Here is a 17,701-nt window from a genome sequence, read left to right on the forward strand (position 1 = left end):
CTTCTAGTTCCCGTGTTTTTGCGGGCCCGGCAGCGGCGGCTGGGACTGCGTCGCCGACGCCAGCGTACGGAACTGGTCGGTGCCGCCGGCGCCGGTGATCGCGATCTGGGTGGCACCGGCCGGGCCGGCCAGCCTGGTCGTCCAGATCGGCTCGGCGTCCGCGCCGCTCTGACCGCTGCCGCGATAGACGACCCAGTTGGTGCCGGAGACGTCGACCGAACCGGTCGGGTAAGCCTCGGCATGGATGGAGGCGACCAGCCGGGTCTCGTCGGCGTCGCTCTGGGTCAGCCTCATGTACATCCCGGTGGGGCTGATGTAACCCACGGTGGAGGTGAGTGCGTTGCTCCGCCGACCGGTCGCGGGGTCGGTCCGACCGTTCGGGATGTCACCGCGACCGCCGGAGTTGGGCTGCCAGCCCGCCGGCAGATGCGGTTGGCGAATGGGAAAGCCCAGCGTCTGGGCGTCCGAGCGCAGGGCCGCCGTCGCGTCGTAGGACGGGATCGTCCCCTTGTTGGTCCCGGTGAGCTGGAACGAACACATCCCGACCACGCCCGCCAGCAGGATGCACCCCAGCACCAGCGGCATCAGCGACCAGAACATGTCGCGACCGTCCTGCAGCAGCCGCGGCTTGGCCGGCCGGGCAGCGGGCCCGGGCTCGCCGGCCAACTCGGCGCCCGCCTGCGGTTTCTCGGTCACCCCTGCAGTATTCCAGCCGGCCGGCGCCAGCCACAGCCCAGCTCCAGCGGACGGGCGTGCTTCTGTAACAATCAGCAGCTATGACAGTTGAGGGCGACCGACCGTCGGAACCCGGGCGCCGCGGCCCGACGCACCCGCGCTCGCGCGGGGAAGCCCCGGACCGCAACCTGGCGCTCGAGCTCGTGCGGGTCACCGAGGCCGGCGCCATGGCCGCCGGGCGCTGGGTGGGCCGCGGCGACAAGGAGGGCGGCGACGGGGCGGCCGTCGACGCGATGCGCGAACTGGTCAACTCGGTGTCGATGCGCGGCGTGGTCGTCATCGGCGAGGGCGAGAAGGACGACGCGCCGATGCTCTACAACGGCGAGGAGGTCGGCAACGGCGACGGCCCGGAGTGCGACTTCGCCGTCGACCCGATCGACGGCACGACGCTGATGAGCAAGGGCATGCCCAACGCGATCTCGGTGCTGGCCGTGGCCGAGCGCGGGGCGATGTTCGACCCGTCGGCGGTCTACTACATGAACAAGATCGCCGTCGGGCCCGAGGCGGTGCACGTGCTCGACATCACCGCGCCGATCGCCGAGAACATCCGGGCGGTGGCCAAGGTCAAACACCTGTCGGTGCGCGACATGACGGTGTGCATCCTGGACCGGCCCCGGCACGCGCAGCTGATCGAGGACGTCCGGGCCACCGGCGCGCGCATCCGGCTGATCACCGACGGCGACGTCGCCGGCGCCATCTCGGCGTGCCGGTACCAGTCGGGTACCGACATGCTGGCCGGCATCGGCGGGACCCCGGAGGGCATCATCGCCGCCGCGGCGATCCGCTGCATGGGCGGCGCCATCCAAGCGCAGCTGGCGCCGGTGGATGACGCGGAACGCCGCAAGGCGCTCGACGCCGGCTACGACCTCGACCAGGTGCTGACCACCGAGGACCTGGTGTCCGGGGAGAACGTCTTCTTCTGCGCCACCGGCGTCACCGACGGCGACCTGCTCAAGGGGGTGCGGTACTACCCCGGCGGCTGCACCACCCAGTCGATCGTGATGCGGTCGAAGTCGGGCACCGTACGCATGATCGAGGCCTACCACCGGCTCTCGAAGCTCAACGAGTACTCCGCCATCGACTTCACCGGCGACAGTTCCGCCGCCTATCCCCTACCGTAATCCGACACCACCAGCGAGGACGTTCACCAATGGCCGCTGACGGCTCCGAAAGCACCGAGTACCGCATCGAGCACGACACCATGGGCGAGGTCCGGGTGCCCGCAAAAGCGTTGTGGCGCGCCCAAACTCAACGCGCGGTGGAGAACTTCCCGATCTCGGGCCGCGGCCTGGAGCGCACCCAGATCCGGGCGCTGGGCCTGCTCAAGGGCGCCTGCGCCCAGGTGAACAAGGACCTCGGGCTGCTGGCCCCGGAGAAGGCCGACGCGATCATGGCCGCGGCGGCCGAGATCGCCGACGGCCAGCACGACGACCAGTTCCCGATCGACGTCTTCCAGACGGGTTCGGGCACCAGCTCCAACATGAACACCAACGAGGTGATCGCCTCCATCGCCGCACGCAACGGCGTCACGGTGCACCCCAACGACGACGTCAACATGTCGCAGTCCTCCAACGACACCTTCCCCACCGCCACCCACATCGCGGCCACCGAGGCCGCGGTGAGTCACCTGATCCCCGCGCTGGAGGTGCTGCAGGGCGCGTTGGCCGCCAAGGCCGACGAGTGGCAGACGGTGGTCAAGTCGGGCCGCACCCACCTGATGGACGCGGTCCCGGTGACCCTGGGCCAGGAGTTCAGCGGGTACGCCCGCCAGGTCGAGGCCGGCATCGAGCGGGTGCGCGCCACCCTGCCCCGGCTCGGGGAGCTGGCCATCGGCGGCACCGCCGTCGGCACCGGCCTCAACGCCCCCGACGGCTTCGGCACCAAGGTCGTGGCGGTGCTGGTGGAGCGGACGGGCATCTCCCAGTTGCGCACCGCGACAAACTCTTTCGAGGCCCAGGCCGCCCGCGACGGATTGGTCGAGGCCTCCGGTGCGCTGCGCACCATCGCGGTGTCGCTGACCAAGATCGCCAACGACGTGCGCTGGATGGGGTCGGGTCCGCTGACCGGGCTGGCCGAAATCCAGCTGCCGGACCTGCAGCCCGGCAGTTCGATCATGCCGGGCAAGGTCAATCCGGTTCTGCCGGAAGCGGTTACCCAGGTCGCAGCGCAGGTGATCGGCAACGACGCCGCGATCGCCTGGGGCGGAGCGAACGGCGCCTTCGAGCTCAACGTCTACATCCCGATGATGGCCCGCAACATCCTGGAGTCCTTCAAGCTGCTGACCAACGTGTCGACGCTGTTCGCCGAACGCTGCATCGTCGGGCTGAAGGCCAACGTCGAGCACCTGCGCGAGCTGGCCGAATCCTCCCCGTCGATCGTGACGCCGCTGAACTCGGCCATCGGCTACGAGGAGGCCGCGGCGGTGGCCAAACAGGCGCTCAAGGAACGCAAGACCATTCGGCAGACCGTCATCGACCGCGGGCTGATCGGCGACAAGCTCTCGATCGAGGAGCTGGACCGCCGCCTCGACGTGTTGGCGATGGCCCGGGTCGAGGCCGAGGCCACCCCGGACGGGCCCTAACCCGCCGGCGCCGACACGTGGGTCGCCTCCGAGCGCCCGCGCAACACCGTGGAATAGCATTCGGCCCACCGCGCCCGTTCGGCCTCGCCGGCCTCCTCGACGGCCGCCGCCGAACACAGGATCCGCCGCTCGGAGGTCTTGGCCAGGTCGGCCAGCCGCGCCGCCTCGTTGACGGCGTCCCCGATCACCGTGTACTCGTAGCGGTTTTCGGCGCCGATGTTGCCGGCGAAGACGCGGCCTGCCGAGACCCCGATGCCGAAGTCGATCGGCAGCCGGCGCAGCTGGGTGCCCAGCGCGCGCGCCGTCGCCAGCGCGGCCGCCGCCGGTTCACTACTGCGCAGCGGCGCCCCGAAGACGGCCAGCGCGGCGTCACCCGCGAACTTGTTGACCAGCCCCTGATGTGCGTCGACCGCGTCCACGACGATCCGGAAGAAGTCGTTGAGCACGTCCGCGACCTCTTGCGGGGGGCGGCTTTCGGCGAGCTGCGTCGAGCCCACCAGGTCGATGAACAACACCGCCGCCTCCACGACGTCGCCGGACAGCGACGCGCCCTCCTGGATGGCCCGCTGCGCGACGTCCGCCCCGACGTGGCGCCCGAACAGGTCACGCAACCGGTCCCGCTCGGCGAGCCCGGCGACCATCCTGTTGAATCCTGATTGCAGACGGCCGATTTGGGAGCGCTCGTAGGCACCCACGTAGGTGTCGATGCGGCCGTGCTCCACTTCGGCCATCGCCTCCACCACGTCGCCCAGAGGATCGGAGATGGATCGCGACGTCAGGATCATCGTGGGCAGCCCCAGCAGCAGCGCGGCGAGCGACACCACCAGGATGGGCACGTCCAGCGAAGCCGACCTCGCGAAGAGCAATCCGTAGGACCGCAGCGCGACGAATGCCGCGATGACGCCGATGGGCAGCGCGCTACACAGGAACCACAGCATGATCAGTCGCGCGAACACACCGGGCACGGCCACCCGGGGCTCGCCGTTGCGGGTGGCGGCCACCATAATGGGCCGCACGATGCGTTGGGTGAGCAGCAGACCGGTGCCCGCGGTGGCCGGGCCGCCGAACAGCACGCCGAGCCCGATGGGCAGCAGCAGCGCCGCGCCGGCGGACCGGTTCAGCAGCAGCGATGTCCCGCCGGTCACCGCCCAAGCCCCGAACAGGATGATCGCCTGGTGGCGTGCGAGTTTCATCGCGGTGTCCCGCTGATCCGGATCGGGTTCGGACCCCGATGCGAACCACCGCAGCGTGGGAGCGAGGTTGAGCACGCCCGCCACGGCGACGCCGAGGGCGCCCAGCAGGCCCAGTACCACCACCGCCACCGCGTCGTGCCTGGCGAAGGACACCGAGGTGCGGCGCCCCAGCGGGATCAGGATGGCCGACGCGTCGAGCAGTCCGATGACGTAGGCCACGGCGAGGTCGGTCCCGTACTGAATCGACAGGCGGCGTGCGGACTTGCGCTGCCCCGCACCGGATGCCGCTGCCGTGCTCACGCTACAACGGTAGCCGCGCGCGGCCCGGCCGCGGGCTAGGCACCGTTGTTCGGCCCGCCCGAGTTCTGGCCCGGGATGTCGGTGATCGGGAAATTGGGCATCGGCTTGGGTGACGGTGTGTCGGGCAGCGCCGGGATCTCGCTCGCCGGGATGTCATGCAGGACGTTGGCCGGCGGCCCGTTCTCCCGGCTACCGTAGCTGCTGCCCGGCGCCCGCGGCCCCAGCAGTTCGCTGACCGTCACCATGCGGTAGCCGTTGGCCTTGAGTACCGGGATGAACTGGTATACCAAATCCACGGTGCTCGAGTAGGTGTCGTGGAACAGCACCACGGAGCCGGGCTTGACGTAGGTCATCAGCATTGCGCGCGTCGCAGCCGTGTTCGAGTCGTTCGCCCAGTCGAAAGGGATGACGTCCCAAAGGATTTCGGCCAAACCAAAACGAGCGGCGGTCCGGCGCACCGCGTCGTCGGACAGCCCCCCGGCGGGACGGTACAGCGCGGGCGTGCGGCCGGTCGCGGCACTGATCGCGTCGTTGGCCCTCGAGAACTGGCCGGCGATGTCCTGCGGGGGGATCGTCGTCATGTTGGGGTGTTCCCAGGTGTGGCTGCCGATCTCCATGCCGGCGTCGGCGATGCGCCTGGCCCCGGCCGGGTCGGCCGCCACCTTGTTGCCGATCAAAAAGAACGTCGCCTTGGCGTCGTTGTCCTTCAGGATTTTCAGCAGCCGGCCGTCGAACGGGCTCGGCCCGTCGTCGAACGTCAGCGCGACGCACTTGACCACCGCGCAACTGAGGTTCTCCGCGCGGGTGACGTGGCCGGTGAGGCCGCCGATGACCAGCACCGCGACGGCCGCCACGACGCCGAGAACGGTCCGCCAGTAGCGCCAGGCCTGGCTGTCGGGTCGTTTCGGCACGCTCGCAGCCTACCGTCCTGCGCGCTCAGTGCGGCCCGGCGATCTCCTCGAGCATCTCGGTGACCAGCGCGGCGATCGGTGAGCGCTCACTGCGCAGCAGCGTGATGTGGGCGAACAGCGGGTGGCCCTTGAGCTTCTCGATCACCGCCACGACCCCGTCGTGGCGGCCGACTCGCAGGTTGTCGCGCTGGGCGATGTCGTGGGTCAGCACCACCCGCGAGCCCGTGCCCAACCGGGACAACACCGTCAGCAGGACGTTGCGTTCCAGCGACTGGGCCTCGTCGACGATGACGAACGAGTCGTGCAGGGAGCGGCCGCGGATGTGGGTGAGCGGGAGCACCTCGAGCATGCCCCGGGAGAGCACCTCGTCGAGAACCGCCGGGCTGGCCAGGCCCTCGAGGGTGTCGAACACCGCCTGCGCCCACGGCCCCATCTTCTCGCTCTCGCTGCCCGGCAGGTAGCCCAGCTCCTGGCCGCCGACCGCGTAGAGCGGGCGGAACACCACCACCTTGCGGTGGGTCCGCCGTTCCAGCACGGCCTCCAGGCCCGCGCACAACGCCAGCGCGGACTTCCCGGTGCCGGCCTTGCCGCCCAGCGACACGATGCCCACCGACTCGTCGAGCAGCAGGTCGAGCGCGACCCGCTGCTCGGCGGAACGGCCGCGCAGCCCGAACACCTCGCGGTCACCGCGGACCAGCTGGACGCGTTTGGTGGCGGTGACCCGGCCGAGCGCATGCGAGCTGCCGCCAAGAAGCCGAATCCCGGTGTGGCACGGCAAATCCCGCGCCTCGGCCAAGTCGATCTCACCGTCGGCGAACAGCGTGTCGATGTCCTCGGCTGCGGTGTCGATCTCGTGCATCCCCGACCAGCCGGAGGTCACGACGTCCTGGGCGTGGTACTCGTCGGCGGGCAGGCCCACCGCAGCCGCCTTGACCCGAAGCGGAATATCCTTGCTGACCAACGTAACTCGTCGACCTTCGGCGGCGAGGTTGGCGGCGCAGCTCAGGATCCGGGAGTCGTTGCTGTCGGTGCGGAAGCCGGCCGGCAGCACCGAGGGATCGGTGTGGTTCAGCTCGACGTGCAGCGTACCACCTTGTGTCCCAACGGAAATAGGCTGATCGAGTCGTCCGTTCTCGAGGCGCAGGTCGTCGAACAGGCGCAACGCCTGACGCGCGAACCACCCCAGCTCGTGGTGGTGCCGTTTGGCCTCCAGTTCGCTGATCACCACCAGCGGAACCACCACCTCGTGCTCGGCGAACCGGCTGCACGCCCACGGGTCGGACAGCAGCACGGAGGTGTCGAGAACGTAGGTCCGGATATCGGTCACGTGGCGCTCCTCGAGCGGGTTGAGCCCGCGCGGACCCACACAGGCATGTCGGTGGGAATCGCGACACCAGGGCCGGGGCCGGTCCTGCCGTTGTGTTGACGGGAGGTGCCGCCCTGGCAGCTGAGCTTGTCGCTGGCCATCACCGACGACGCTACTCTCGTGGGCGCGTGCGCGCCGCGCAGGCGCGCCGAGGTCTTAACCGATGACGAACTGGCCCAGCGCGGGCTCGTCGGCCACACCCCAGGCGGTGATGCGGTCCGAGATCGCCTGCCGCAGTTCCGCGGGACCGAAGATGCCCGCCTGGGCGACGTTGCGCACCTTGTCCTGGTAGGAGTCGATGTCGGCGCCGGGGACCTGCAGGTCGGCGGCGCGGGCCGCGATCGCCGCGATGGTCTCGTCGCGGGTGTAGTCGAGGCAGTGCGCGACGAGGTTGGAGAAGAACTCCTCGTGCCGCACCTCGTCGCGGGCGATGCGGTCGACGAGTCCGGCCAGGACCGGCTCCTCGACCTTGGCCGCCAGGTTGGCGCAGAAGATCGCATGGGTGCGTTCGGTGAACGCCATGTACACCAGGGTTTCAACTTGGGTGTACGTGTCGGCGCGGTAGCCCTTCATCACGTGCTCGACCCGCGCCTGCTCGTTGGCGGTCGGGTCGACCTCGCGGGTCACCACCAGGTATTCGCGCAAAGCGATCGCGTGCAGGTGCTCCTCGGCGGTCCAGCGGCCCAGCCAGCGGCCCCACCACTCCTCGAGGATGAAGTGCTCGACGAGCTCGCGGTGATGGCCGGCGAGGTTGTCCTTGAGCAGCAACATGATCTCGCAGGCGTCGGTGATGTCCTTGGGCAGCGTGGCCTGCGACGCATCCCAGTCGCGACCGCCCAGGAAGGCGAAGTTCTCCCCGCGTTCGAACGGCACGTAGTCGTGGGCGAACCAGAGTTCCTCGGTGTTGAGGTGCCGGTCCATGTTCGCCTCGACGACGGGCTCGAGTTCCAGCGTCAGCGCATTAGCGACAGGTTTCTGTGCCATGGGGTTACTGTAACCTGCGTACACAGGTGAGTGAAATTCTCCGGTCGTGTCGCAACCGATTGGTGACTTTGGTCCTTTCGGGACCGACCGGCCGTCCGCTAACCGTCGACCAGCGTCCAGTCCTCGATGCCCTCGTAGAGGGGAAAGTTCGCGGCCAGCGTGGTGACCCGGCGCCGGAGCGCGGCGACGTCGGCCGACGTCCCCGCCGCGAGCGCGGTGGCGATGATGTCGGCGACCTCGGCGAACTCGGCGTCGGCGAAACCGCGGGTGGCCAGCGCCGGGGTCCCCACCCGCAACCCCGACGTCACCATCGGCGGGCGGGGGTCATTGGGCACCGCGTTGCGGTTGACGGTGATGCCGATGTCGTGCAACAGGTCCTCGGCGGCCTTCCCGTCGAGCGGCGAATCGCGCAGGTCGACCAGCACCAGGTGGACGTCGGTGCCGCCGCTGACCACCGACACGCCGGCCTTGGTCACGTCGGGGGCCGTCAGCCGCTCGGCGATGAGGCGCGCGCCGGACAGCGTGCGCCGCTGCCGGTCGGCGAACTCCGGCGTGGTGGCGATCTTGAGCGCGACCGCCTTGCCCGCCACTACGTGCATCAGCGGGCCGCCCTGCTGGCCCGGGAAGACCGCCGAGTTGACGGCCTTGGCGTACTCCTGCTTACCCATGATCATGCCGGAGCGGGCTCCGCCCAACGTCTTGTGCACGGTGGTGGACACCACGTCGGAGTGCGGCACCGGCGACGGGTGCAGTCCGGCGGCCACCAGGCCGGCGAAGTGCGCCATGTCCACCCACAACTTGGCGTCGACCTCGTCGGCGATCGCCCGGAACGCCGCGAAGTCGAGGGTCCGCGGATACGCCGACCAGCCGGCGATGATGACCTTCGGACGGAACTCGAGGGCCTTGGCCCGAACCGCGTCCATGTCGACCAGGTGCGTGGTGGGGTCGACGCCGTAGAAACCGGTCTCGTAGAGCTTGCCGGAGAAGTTCAGCTTCATGCCGTGCGTCAGGTGCCCGCCGTTGGCCAGGTCCAGCCCCAGCAGCCGCTCCCCCGGCGTCATCAACGCGTGCAGCACCGCCGCATTGGCCTGGGCCCCCGAATGCGGCTGGACGTTGGCGAACTCCGCGCCGAAAAGCGCCTTGGCCCGGTCGCGGGCGATGTTCTCCACGACGTCGACGTACTCGCAGCCGCCGTAGTAGCGCCGGCCGGGCAGACCCTCGGCGTACTTGTTGGTCAGCACACTGCCCTGGGCCTGCAGCACCGCGCGCGGCACGAAGTTCTCCGACGCGATCATCTCCAGGGTGTCGCGCTGCCGCTGCAGCTCCTTGCCGATCAACTCCGCGATGTCCGGGTCGACCTCGGCGAGCGGGGCGGACATCACAGAGGACGTGCCGGGAGCGGTGGCGCGGGCGTCAGGTGCAGCAGTCACACGGGCAGTCTATCGAGCGGCACTTTTAGCCAGCCCAGCCGTCGGGCGCCCGACGGGCCCTGCCACACTTGCTCTATGCCGCGGCTTAGCGAGCCGAGCCCTTATGTGGAGTTCGACCGGAAGCAATGGCGTGCGCTTCGCATGTCGACGCCGCTGGCCCTCACCGAGGAGGAGCTCGTCAGCCTGCGCGGACTCGGCGAGCAAATCGACCTGCTCGAAGTCGAAGAGGTGTACCTGCCGCTGGCCCGGCTCATCCACCTCCAGGTCGCCGCCCGCCAGCGCCTGTTTGCTGCCACGGCGGAGTTCCTCGGCGAACCGCAGCAGAACCCCGACCGGCCCGTGCCGTTCATCATCGGCGTCGCCGGCAGCGTCGCGGTCGGCAAGTCGACGACCGCGCGCGTGCTGAAGGCCCTGCTGGCCCGCTGGGAACACCACCCGCGGGTCGACCTGGTGACCACCGACGGGTTCCTGTACCCCAACGCCGAGCTGGACCGGCGAAACTTGATGCACCGCAAGGGATTTCCCGAGAGCTACAACCGGCGGGCGCTGATGCGTTTCGTGACCGCGGTCAAGTCCGGTTCCGAGTACGCGTGCGCGCCGGTGTACTCCCACCTGCACTACGACATCATCCCCGCGGCCAAGCAGGTCGTCCGCCACCCCGACATCCTGATCCTGGAGGGCCTCAACGTCCTGCAGACCGGCCCGACCCTGATGGTCTCGGACCTGTTCGACTTCTCGCTGTACGTGGACGCCCGCATCGAGGACATCGAGCAGTGGTACATCTCGCGGTTCCTGGCCATGCGCAGCACGGCGTTCGCCGACCCCGAATCGCACTTCCACCACTACGCGCCCCTCAGCGACACCAAGGCCGTCGCCGCCGCGCGCGAGATCTGGCGCTCGATCAACCGGCCCAACCTGGTCGAGAACATCCTGCCCACCCGGCCGCGCGCGACCCTGGTGCTGCGCAAGGACGCCAACCACTCCATCAACCGGCTGCGCCTGCGCAAGCTGTAGCTGCGGGGCCCGCCCGGACCCCGCAGCCACGCGTCGGGCGCTCAGGCCGCCAGGCGGCGCACCCCCAGATACTGCAGCGCGGCGAACGCCGTCGTGTACACGGCGCTGCCCAGCATCGCCGCAACCCCGAGGCCGGTCATGGGCACCAGGTCGGCGGCCAGCACCGCGGCCAGCGTGCAAGCGACGTTCGCGACGACGACACTGGCCCCGGCGCGGCGCGGACGGGGCACCGCCGCGAGGCTGAACACCACCAGCCCGTAAAGCACGAAAGCGGCGCCGAGGCCGTATTCCACGCCCGACGGCAGGCCGGTCAGCGACGACAGCGGGTCGGCGGCGAAGGCGACGGCGAGCCCGCACAGCCCGGTCACCGTCGCGTCGGCGCGCATGGCGAAACGCAGCAGCGAGTCGGTCGAGTCGTAGAGATGAGGGGCGCCGAGACCGGACGCACCGGATACCGAGGTCATGCGATCACTCCTTGCGATGGCGGATGGGTCGAACACGTCTCAGCGTCGCCGCGGAGCACTGCCACGTCGACGCGCGGCACTGCCAACCACTGCCACCGACCCCGCCTACACCGCCTCGGCCTCGATGACGCTGAACGGCGAGGCCGTCTCGACCACCCGCGTCAGCCGGAAGCCGGCGCGCTGCAGGAGCCGGCGGTATTCCTCCGCGGTGCGTTCGCGGGCGGCGGCGCTGACGAACATGTCCAGGTCCAGCCATTTGCCGGGGGAGTCGCGGTCGTGCGCCGGGATCACCAGCTCGATGAGCAGCACGTGCTTGCCGGTCGCGCACGCCGAGCGCACGTTGCGCAGGATGCGCTCGGCGTCGTCGTCGAGCCAGTCGTGGATCACGTTCTTCAGGACGTAGATGTCGCCGCCGGGCGGAATCACGTCGTCGAAGAACGAACCCTCGGCGATCTCGACGCGGTCGGCGACGCGGTGTCTGCGCAGTTCCTCCGGCGCCCCCGCCACCACCTGCGGCATGTCGAACAGGACGCCGCGCGCCTGCGGGGTGGCGGCCAGGATGGCCGAAAGCAGCCGGCCGTGCCCACCCCCGACGTCGACGATGGTGGCGCGGGCACCGAAGCTCCCGAAGTCGTAGGCCGCCATGAGCGGGGCGATCGAGAGTTCGGAGACGTTGGTCATGGCCTGGTTGAAGATATCGTTCAGTTCCGGCTGGCCGGCCAGGTAGTCGAACATGTTCTGGTCGGCCATCTCGGCGGCGACGCATCGGCCCGCGCGGATGCCGTCGCTGAGATGGCTCCAGCGCTCGCGCAGCTGGGGCGAGCCCGCCCAGCGGGCCCACGCGGCCAGCGAGATCTCGGCGTCGCGACGCAGCGGCTGAGCCAGCGGGGTCAGGTCGTAGCGGCCGTCACGGCGCTGGCGAAATATCCCGCGCGAGATCAGGGCGCGCATGAGCCGGGTGAGTGCGTCGGTGTCCGCGCCGACCGCCTTCGCCAGGTCCCCGGCCGCGAGCGGGCCGCTCGCCAGCGCGTCGGCGATGCCGAGATCGGCCGCCGCCGTGATCGCCTGCGCCACCCACGCGTCCATCAGCATTTCCAGCAAGACCGCCGGAGCGGGAAGCGTCCGGCGGTACAGCCGGCCGAGGTGATGCCTGGCGCGTTCGATCGCCCGGACGACCTTCGCGGGCGGAATCGTCGACATAGCCATTCCAGTGCCCTTTCGGTAACCGATGCCCCGGCTGCGAGAGTAACTGCCGCGGCGCGGGTGCACCGGGTTCGTCAACGCGGGGCCGCGGTCGGCGAACCGGCATCGACGCGCCCGCGCAGGTCTGGCACGCCGGGGACCCGCCGATAACCCTCGCTACTTGCCGTACCTGCGGTGCCGCTCGCTGTAGGCGCGCAACGCGCGCAGGAAGTCCACCCGGCGGAACGCGGGCCAGTGCGCCTCGGTGAACCACATCTCCGAGTACGCGCTCTGCCACAGCAGGAACCCGGACAGACGTTGTTCGCCGGACGTGCGGATCACCAGGTCGGGGTCGGGTTGCCCGGAGGTGTAGAGGTTCTCGGAGATGGCGTCCACGGTCACCGCCTCGACGAGTTCCTCGGCCGTCGCGCCGTTGGCGAGTTCCTTGCCCAGCAACGCCCGCACCGCGTCGACGATCTCGCGGCGGCCGCCGTAGCCGACCGCGACGTTGACGTGGAAGGACGCCACGGCCGGTGTCGACTTCACCGCGCCGCGCAGCCGCCGGGCCGGTTCCTCGCCGAGCAGCTCGAGGTCCCCGACGGTGCGCACGCTCCAGCGGTTGGCCGGGGCGCAGATCTCCTCGACGACATCGGTGATGATCTCGATCAGCCCGGCCAGCTCGGTGGGATCGCGTTGCAGGTTCTCGGTGGACAGCAGGTAGACGGTGGTCATCTCGATGCCGGCCTCCTGACACCAGCGCAGCATCTCGGCGATCTTGGCGGCGCCCATCCGGTAGCCGTAGCTGACGTCGTCGTAACCCGCGTCGCGCGCCCAACGCCGGTTGCCGTCGCACAGGACCGCGATGTGGCGCGGCAGTTCGGCTTTGGACGCGGCCAGGCCCTGCCGCAGCCGCAGCTCGTAGACCTTGTAGAGCGGCTCCTTGAGCCGGGGCGGGATGATCTCCACGAAGACCCACCCTACTGTCGGGCGGCCCGATTCCCGCCGTGATTGCGGCGGATGACACCGCGCGGGCGTCATCGCAGCGACGACCCTCCGCGGCTAGTGTGGAAGGCCAGCGCTCGTGGCATGTTTTTCGACGTGCGAGCCCGACGTGCAAGGCAACAGGAGACATGAGCAGGCAAACCAGCACACCCGCCGATTCGGGGGCCGATTCGGAACCCCGATCAGAGTCATCCGCCCCGGAGAACCCGGTCGAAGAGCTCGTCGAAGACGCCGCCCGGATCCTGACGAAGCCGCGGATGCGCGGCTGGATCCACTTCTACTCGGCGTGGCTGGCGGTGGTGTGCGGGACGACCCTGGTGTCGGTGTCGTGGGCGCTCGCCTCGCCCCGCGCCGGGCATTCGACGCTCATCTACGCCGCGGCCACCGTGGCGATGTTCGCCGTCAGCGCCACCTACCACCGCGTCCAGTGGAAATCGGTGGCCGCCCGGCAGTGGATGAAGCGGCTGGACCATTCGACGATCTTCTTGTTCATCGCCGGCAGCTACACTCCGTTCGCGCGCCTGGCCATGCCGCAGAGCACCGGGGTGACGGTGCTGTGGATCGTGTGGGGCGGCGCGGCGGCGGGGATCGTGCTGAAGGTGTTCTGGCCGACGGCGCCCCGCTGGGTGGGCGTGCCGCTGTATCTTCTGCTGGGCTGGGTGGCGGTGTGGTACGCCCCGACGATCATCCACACCGCCGGGGTGGCGGCGATGGTGCTGCTGGCCGTCGGCGGAGTGTTCTACAGCGTCGGCGGCGTGTTCTACGCACTGCGCTGGCCCGACCCGTGGCCGCGCACGTTCGGCTATCACGAGGTGTTCCACACGTTCACCGTGCTCGCGGCGGTACTGCACTACATCGCCATGTGGCTGGCGGTCTTCTACGTCGGCCACCCGGCCTGATCGCGCCGGAGCTTCAGAGCTGGGTCACGTCGGTGGCCGACCAGTACGCCTTCATCGTGGTGACCTTGCCGCGCTCGTCGAAGGCCATGACGTCGATCGGCTCGATCAGCATCCGCTGACCGCCCGCGTTCACGGTCAGCCGGAACTGGAAAGCCGCCTCGTTGCCGGCCACCCGCAGCGACACCAGTTCGCACTCGCGCTGCGCACCCTCGAGCGCGGAGTAGAAGCCGTGGATCGCCTGGCGGCCGATGTGCACCTCACCGCCGACCGGGTCCTCGACCGTGGCATCGTCGGCGTAGAGCTCGACCAACTCGTCCGCGCTGCCCCCGGCGACCAGCGCGATGTAACGGTTGACGGTTGCGGTGATCGCTGGGGTGCGATCGTCGGCGTGCGGCATGAGACGCAGGGTAACGGCCGCGCTAGCGCCGGGGGATACCCAGGGCCGCGGCCAGCTCCGCGGCCCGGGTCACCGGGAGGTCGCACACCCGGCCCCGGCACACGTAGGCAGCGTCGGCGTCGCCGACCCTGGCGCGGCCGGCGAGCAGCGCCGACGAGTCGGGCGCGCCCCCGACGACAATCGCCCCGCCGGGCGCCAGGCGGCGCGCCTCGGCGAGCAGCTCCGAGCGTGCCGGGTCGCAGGCGACAGCGACCTGCAGCGGCCCGCGAACCGCCAGCTCGGCGACCGACACCCAGTTGCCGGCCGAGCGCGGCGCCTGCGCCAGCAGCACCGAATGGGCGTCGAGCGCGGCGGAGGCCGCCTGCAGGTACCGTTCGGCGCGGGGCCCGTCGACCAGGTGCGCCGCAGTCAGCAGCGCCTCGGTGACCGACGACGCGCCCGACGGCGTCGCGCCGTCCAGCGGGTCGGCGGGCCGCAACATCAGCTCCTCGGCATCGTCGGCCGTGTCGAACCAGCGGCCGGGCCGGTCCGGGTCGGCGAAGCGCTCCAGCGCGGTGTCCAGCAGCCCGGCCGCCGCCGTCAGCCAGTCCTCCTGGGCGGTCAGCTGATACAGCGCCAGCAGGCCGGCGGCCAGCATCGCGTGATCGTCCAGGGTGGCGGCGCTGTCGCCGACCACCCCGCCCAGGCTGGTCCGCCGCAGCCGGCCGCCGACGATATGCAGGTCCAGCAGCGCGGCCGCACAGCGCGCCGCGGCGCGGGCCAACTCGGGTTCGTCCAGAGCCACGCTGGCCTCGGCCAGCGCGGCGATCGCCAGCCCGTTCCAGCAGGTGACGACCTTGTCGTCGCGGCCCGGCTGGGCCCGGGTGCGGCGGGCGGCCAGCAGCGCGGACCGCACCCGTTCCAAGCGTTGCGGATCGTCGGGGTCTTCGCGCAGCTGCAGCACCGAGGCCCGGTCCTCGAACGTGCCGGACCGTGTCACCGCGAAAATCTGCGCCGCCCAGCGGCCTTCGTCGTCACCGAGCACCTCGCTCAGCTGCTTGCGCGTCCAGACGTAGGTCGAACCCTCGCGGCCGTCGGCGTCGGCGTCCAGCGACGAGACGAACATGTCGGCGTCGGACAGCTCGACGAGCAGGAAGCGCGCCGTCTCGGCGGCGATGCGGCGGGCCAGCGGATCCCCGGTGCGGCGGGCCCAGTGCGCGTAGGCGCGCAGCAGCAGCGCGTTGTCGTAGAGCATCTTCTCGAAATGCGGGACCACCCAGGCGTTGTCGACGCTGTACCGGGCGAAGCCACCGGCGAGCTGGTCGTAGATTCCGCCGCGGGCCATCGCGTTGCCGGCGCGTTCGACCGCCTCCAGGGCGGCCGGCGAACGGGTGCGCTCGTAGTTGCGCAACAACGCCTCGAGCACGGCAGCCGACGGGAACTTGGGTGCATCGCCGAAGCCGCCGTTGACCTTGTCCTCGCCGGCCAGCAGTGCCGCGACGGCGTGGTCGCACACCGCCGGGACCAACGCCGAACTCCCGCTTGCTTGCTCCCAGAACGTGGCCGTCATCGTCCGCAGCTCCCCGGCGATGCGGTCAGACGCCTCCTCGACGTCGTCGCGGCGGTCCCGCCAGGTCTCCGTGACGGCCGTGAGGATCTTCAGAAAATCGTCTTTCGTGTAGTACGTGCCGCAGAAGAAGGGCCGGCCGTCGGGGGTCAGAAAGCATGTCATCGGCCAGCCCCCCTGACCGGTGAGCGCGACGGTGGCGTTCATGTAGACCGCGTCGATGTCCGGCCGCTCCTCGCGGTCGACCTTGACGCAGACGAACCCCGCGTTCATCGCGGCGGCCACCTCGTCGTCCGCGAACGACTCGTGGGCCATGACGTGACACCAGTGGCAGGCGGCGTAGCCGACGGACAGCAGGATCGGCACGTCGCGCGCCGCCGCGGCCGCCAGCGCCTCCGGCGTCCACTGCTGCCAGTGCACGGGATTGTCGGCGTGCTGGCGCAGGTACGGGCTGGCCGCCAGCCCCAGCGTGTTCGTCCGGGCCAGGTCAGCGGGGCTCATCACCGGATCCTGGTGGCCGCGTCGCGCCGTCGACGTCGCCCCCCTCGTCCGCGGCCGGGTCGACGGTGTCGGTGCCCTCGTCCGCGGCCTGGTCGGGGGCCGGGTGCTCGGGGTCGAACGATTCGGGCACCTTCTTCAGTTGCCGGTTCATCGACCGCAGCAGAAACAGCGTGGCAATCAGCAGCAGCACGATCACCAGCAGCCCCAGCGGGCTGGCCTTGCCGAAGTCGGGCCCATGGTTGCGCGGCGCACCGTCGGCCCAAACCGCGACATGGGCCGCGAGAAGAACATGATTCACCCGTCGACCTCGATTCCGGCGAACAAGTCGTCCTCGGGCAGGCGGACCGGCACCCGGGAGCGGGCCAACTCGAACTCCTCGGTCGGCCACAGCCGCTCCTGCCATGCGATGGGAGCGGCGAAGAAGTCGTGGTTGGGGTCGATCTGCGTGGCGTGCGCCCGCAGTGCGTCGTCGCGCCGGCCGAAATAAGCCGAGCACTCCACACGCGTCGTCACCCGCGACTCGAACGGGTCATGCTCGGGATCCCAGTGCTCGAGCCACTTCTTGAACGGGGCGTCGCGGCCGTGCTTGAGGGCCTCGTCGTGCAGCAACTGCATGCGCGCCCGCAGGAACCCGTGGATGTAGTAGAGCTTGGACACCGTCCACGGGTCGCCGGCCTCCGGGAAGCGCCGGTAGTCGCCCGCGGCCTCGAAGGCGCCGACCGAGACCTGGTGGCAGCGGATGTGGTCGGGATGGGGGTAGCCGCCGTTCTCGTCGTAGGTGGTGATCACGTGCGGCCGGAACTCGCGAACCAGGCGCACCAGCGCCTCGACCGACTCCTCCAGCGGCGCCAGCGCGAAGCAGCCCTCGGGCAGCGGCGGCGGCGGTTCGCCCTGGGGCAACCCGGAGTCGACGAAACCCAGCCAGGCGTGCTCCACGCCCAGGATCTCGGCCGCCTTCGCCATCTCGTCGCGGCGGACCTCCGGCAATCGCCCGCGCACGTCGGGCAGGTCCATCGCCGGGTTGAGGATGTCGCCGCGTTCCCCGCCGGTCAACGTCACCACCAGCACGCGATGCCCCTTGTCGGCATACTTGGCCAGTGTGGCCGCACCCTTGCTGGATTCGTCGTCGGGGTGGGCATGCACCGCCATCAACCGCAGTTCGCTCACACGCTCCCTCGTCGCTCCGCCGGCCGGCC

17 protein-coding genes are annotated in these 17,701 nt (G+C 70.2%); 4 read left to right on the forward strand and 13 right to left on the reverse strand.

Features of this window, described 5'->3' with window-relative positions:
• Positions 1-3 precede the first annotated feature (3 nt).
• The gene (locus ACJ512_RS23520; protein WP_407685607.1) at positions 4-696 is read right to left on the reverse strand and encodes a DUF4245 domain-containing protein; all 693 of its coding nucleotides are present in this window, start codon (positions 694-696) and stop codon (positions 4-6) included.
• Between the two features lie 80 nt (positions 697-776).
• Between ACJ512_RS23520 and glpX the strand changes: the two genes are divergently transcribed.
• Positions 777-1,856: a class II fructose-bisphosphatase gene (glpX, locus tag ACJ512_RS23525; RefSeq protein ID WP_369737370.1), complete on the forward strand. Its 1,080-nt coding sequence runs from the start codon at positions 777-779 to the stop codon at positions 1,854-1,856.
• A gap of 29 nt (positions 1,857-1,885) precedes the next feature.
• Positions 1,886-3,316: a class II fumarate hydratase gene (locus ACJ512_RS23530; protein ID WP_407685608.1), complete on the forward strand. Its 1,431-nt coding sequence runs from the start codon at positions 1,886-1,888 to the stop codon at positions 3,314-3,316.
• On the opposite strand, the gene ACJ512_RS23535 is transcribed toward ACJ512_RS23530, so the two are convergent.
• The 5 genes from ACJ512_RS23535 to glyA all read right to left on the reverse strand — a co-directional run bounded on the left by ACJ512_RS23535 (position 3,313) and on the right by glyA (position 9,449).
• Positions 3,313-4,758 (reverse strand): adenylate/guanylate cyclase domain-containing protein, encoded by a 1,446-nt coding sequence (locus ACJ512_RS23535; protein ID WP_407685630.1) that lies wholly within the window; start codon positions 4,756-4,758, stop codon positions 3,313-3,315. The two genes, ACJ512_RS23530 and ACJ512_RS23535, sit on opposite strands and share 4 nt — an antisense overlap.
• An 86-nt stretch (positions 4,759-4,844) precedes the next feature.
• On the reverse strand, positions 4,845-5,720 hold the full coding sequence (locus ACJ512_RS23540) for a polysaccharide deacetylase family protein (protein ID WP_369737353.1): 876 nt from the start codon (positions 5,718-5,720) through the stop codon (positions 4,845-4,847).
• A 25-nt stretch (positions 5,721-5,745) separates the two neighbouring features.
• Positions 5,746-7,047, reverse strand: coding sequence for a PhoH family protein (locus ACJ512_RS23545; protein WP_407685609.1), 1,302 nt, complete (start codon positions 7,045-7,047; stop codon positions 5,746-5,748).
• A gap of 195 nt (positions 7,048-7,242) precedes the next feature.
• Positions 7,243-8,070, reverse strand: a complete 828-nt coding sequence (locus ACJ512_RS23550; protein WP_369737351.1) for an acyl-ACP desaturase — start codon at positions 8,068-8,070, stop codon at positions 7,243-7,245.
• 98 nt (positions 8,071-8,168) lie between these two features.
• Positions 8,169-9,449, reverse strand: coding sequence for a serine hydroxymethyltransferase (gene glyA, locus ACJ512_RS23555; protein ID WP_369741469.1), 1,281 nt, complete (start codon positions 9,447-9,449; stop codon positions 8,169-8,171).
• Between the two features lie 126 nt (positions 9,450-9,575).
• Between glyA and coaA the strand changes: the two genes are divergently transcribed.
• On the forward strand, positions 9,576-10,514 hold the full coding sequence (gene coaA, locus ACJ512_RS23560; RefSeq protein ID WP_369737350.1) for a type I pantothenate kinase: 939 nt from the start codon (positions 9,576-9,578) through the stop codon (positions 10,512-10,514).
• A 41-nt stretch (positions 10,515-10,555) separates the two neighbouring features.
• On the opposite strand, the gene ACJ512_RS23565 is transcribed toward coaA, so the two are convergent.
• The 3 genes from ACJ512_RS23565 to ACJ512_RS23575 all read right to left on the reverse strand — a co-directional run bounded on the left by ACJ512_RS23565 (position 10,556) and on the right by ACJ512_RS23575 (position 13,126).
• Positions 10,556-10,978: a hypothetical protein gene (locus tag ACJ512_RS23565; protein ID WP_369737348.1), complete on the reverse strand. Its 423-nt coding sequence runs from the start codon at positions 10,976-10,978 to the stop codon at positions 10,556-10,558.
• 105 nt (positions 10,979-11,083) lie between these two features.
• The gene (locus ACJ512_RS23570) at positions 11,084-12,184 is read right to left on the reverse strand and encodes a methyltransferase (protein WP_369737347.1); all 1,101 of its coding nucleotides are present in this window, start codon (positions 12,182-12,184) and stop codon (positions 11,084-11,086) included.
• Positions 12,185-12,337: 153 nt separating this feature from the next.
• On the reverse strand, positions 12,338-13,126 hold the full coding sequence (locus ACJ512_RS23575) for a (2Z,6E)-farnesyl diphosphate synthase (RefSeq protein WP_407685610.1): 789 nt from the start codon (positions 13,124-13,126) through the stop codon (positions 12,338-12,340).
• 164 nt (positions 13,127-13,290) lie between these two features.
• On the opposite strand from ACJ512_RS23575, the gene trhA reads away from it, so the two are divergent.
• Positions 13,291-14,061: a PAQR family membrane homeostasis protein TrhA gene (gene trhA, locus ACJ512_RS23580; RefSeq protein ID WP_369737345.1), complete on the forward strand. Its 771-nt coding sequence runs from the start codon at positions 13,291-13,293 to the stop codon at positions 14,059-14,061.
• A 13-nt stretch (positions 14,062-14,074) separates the two neighbouring features.
• Here the strand turns inward: trhA and ACJ512_RS23585 are convergent, their stop codons facing one another.
• Genes ACJ512_RS23585 through mca form a run of 4 tightly spaced genes read right to left on the reverse strand, consistent with a single transcriptional unit; the run spans position 14,075 to position 17,672 of the window.
• Positions 14,075-14,458 (reverse strand): nuclear transport factor 2 family protein, encoded by a 384-nt coding sequence (locus ACJ512_RS23585; protein ID WP_369737344.1) that lies wholly within the window; start codon positions 14,456-14,458, stop codon positions 14,075-14,077.
• Positions 14,459-14,480: 22 nt separating this feature from the next.
• Positions 14,481-16,505: a thioredoxin domain-containing protein gene (locus ACJ512_RS23590; protein WP_407685611.1), complete on the reverse strand. Its 2,025-nt coding sequence runs from the start codon at positions 16,503-16,505 to the stop codon at positions 14,481-14,483.
• Positions 16,492-16,803: a hypothetical protein gene (locus ACJ512_RS23595; protein ID WP_369737342.1), complete on the reverse strand. Its 312-nt coding sequence runs from the start codon at positions 16,801-16,803 to the stop codon at positions 16,492-16,494. Before ACJ512_RS23595 ends, ACJ512_RS23590 begins: the two co-directional genes overlap by 14 nt.
• Positions 16,800-17,672, reverse strand: coding sequence for a mycothiol conjugate amidase Mca (gene mca, locus ACJ512_RS23600; RefSeq protein ID WP_369737340.1), 873 nt, complete (start codon positions 17,670-17,672; stop codon positions 16,800-16,802). Before mca ends, ACJ512_RS23595 begins: the two co-directional genes overlap by 4 nt.
• Positions 17,673-17,701 lie beyond the last annotated feature (29 nt).

Origin of the sequence: Mycobacterium cajalii (assembly GCF_045809005.2) — a bacterium.
Taxonomy (GTDB): Bacteria; Actinomycetota; Actinomycetes; order Mycobacteriales; family Mycobacteriaceae; genus Mycobacterium.

What these genes read in the sequence shown, in the direction of transcription:
- glpX (WP_369737370.1), top strand. Translation starts at nt 777, where the DNA reads ATGACAGTTGAGGGCGACCGACCGTCGGAACCCGGGCGCCGCGGCCCG.
- ACJ512_RS23530 (WP_407685608.1), top strand. Translation starts at nt 1,886, where the DNA reads ATGGCCGCTGACGGCTCCGAAAGCACCGAGTACCGCATCGAGCACGAC.
- ACJ512_RS23550 (WP_369737351.1), bottom strand. Translation starts at nt 8,070, where the DNA reads ATGGCACAGAAACCTGTCGCTAATGCGCTGACGCTGGAACTCGAGCCC.
- glyA (WP_369741469.1), bottom strand. Translation starts at nt 9,449, where the DNA reads ATGTCCGCCCCGCTCGCCGAGGTCGACCCGGACATCGCGGAGTTGATC.
- coaA (WP_369737350.1), top strand. Translation starts at nt 9,576, where the DNA reads ATGCCGCGGCTTAGCGAGCCGAGCCCTTATGTGGAGTTCGACCGGAAG.
- ACJ512_RS23565 (WP_369737348.1), bottom strand. Translation starts at nt 10,978, where the DNA reads ATGACCTCGGTATCCGGTGCGTCCGGTCTCGGCGCCCCTCATCTCTAC.
- ACJ512_RS23570 (WP_369737347.1), bottom strand. Translation starts at nt 12,184, where the DNA reads ATGGCTATGTCGACGATTCCGCCCGCGAAGGTCGTCCGGGCGATCGAA.
- trhA (WP_369737345.1), top strand. Translation starts at nt 13,291, where the DNA reads ATGAGCAGGCAAACCAGCACACCCGCCGATTCGGGGGCCGATTCGGAA.
- ACJ512_RS23585 (WP_369737344.1), bottom strand. Translation starts at nt 14,458, where the DNA reads ATGCCGCACGCCGACGATCGCACCCCAGCGATCACCGCAACCGTCAAC.
- ACJ512_RS23590 (WP_407685611.1), bottom strand. Translation starts at nt 16,505, where the DNA reads ATGAGCCCCGCTGACCTGGCCCGGACGAACACGCTGGGGCTGGCGGCC.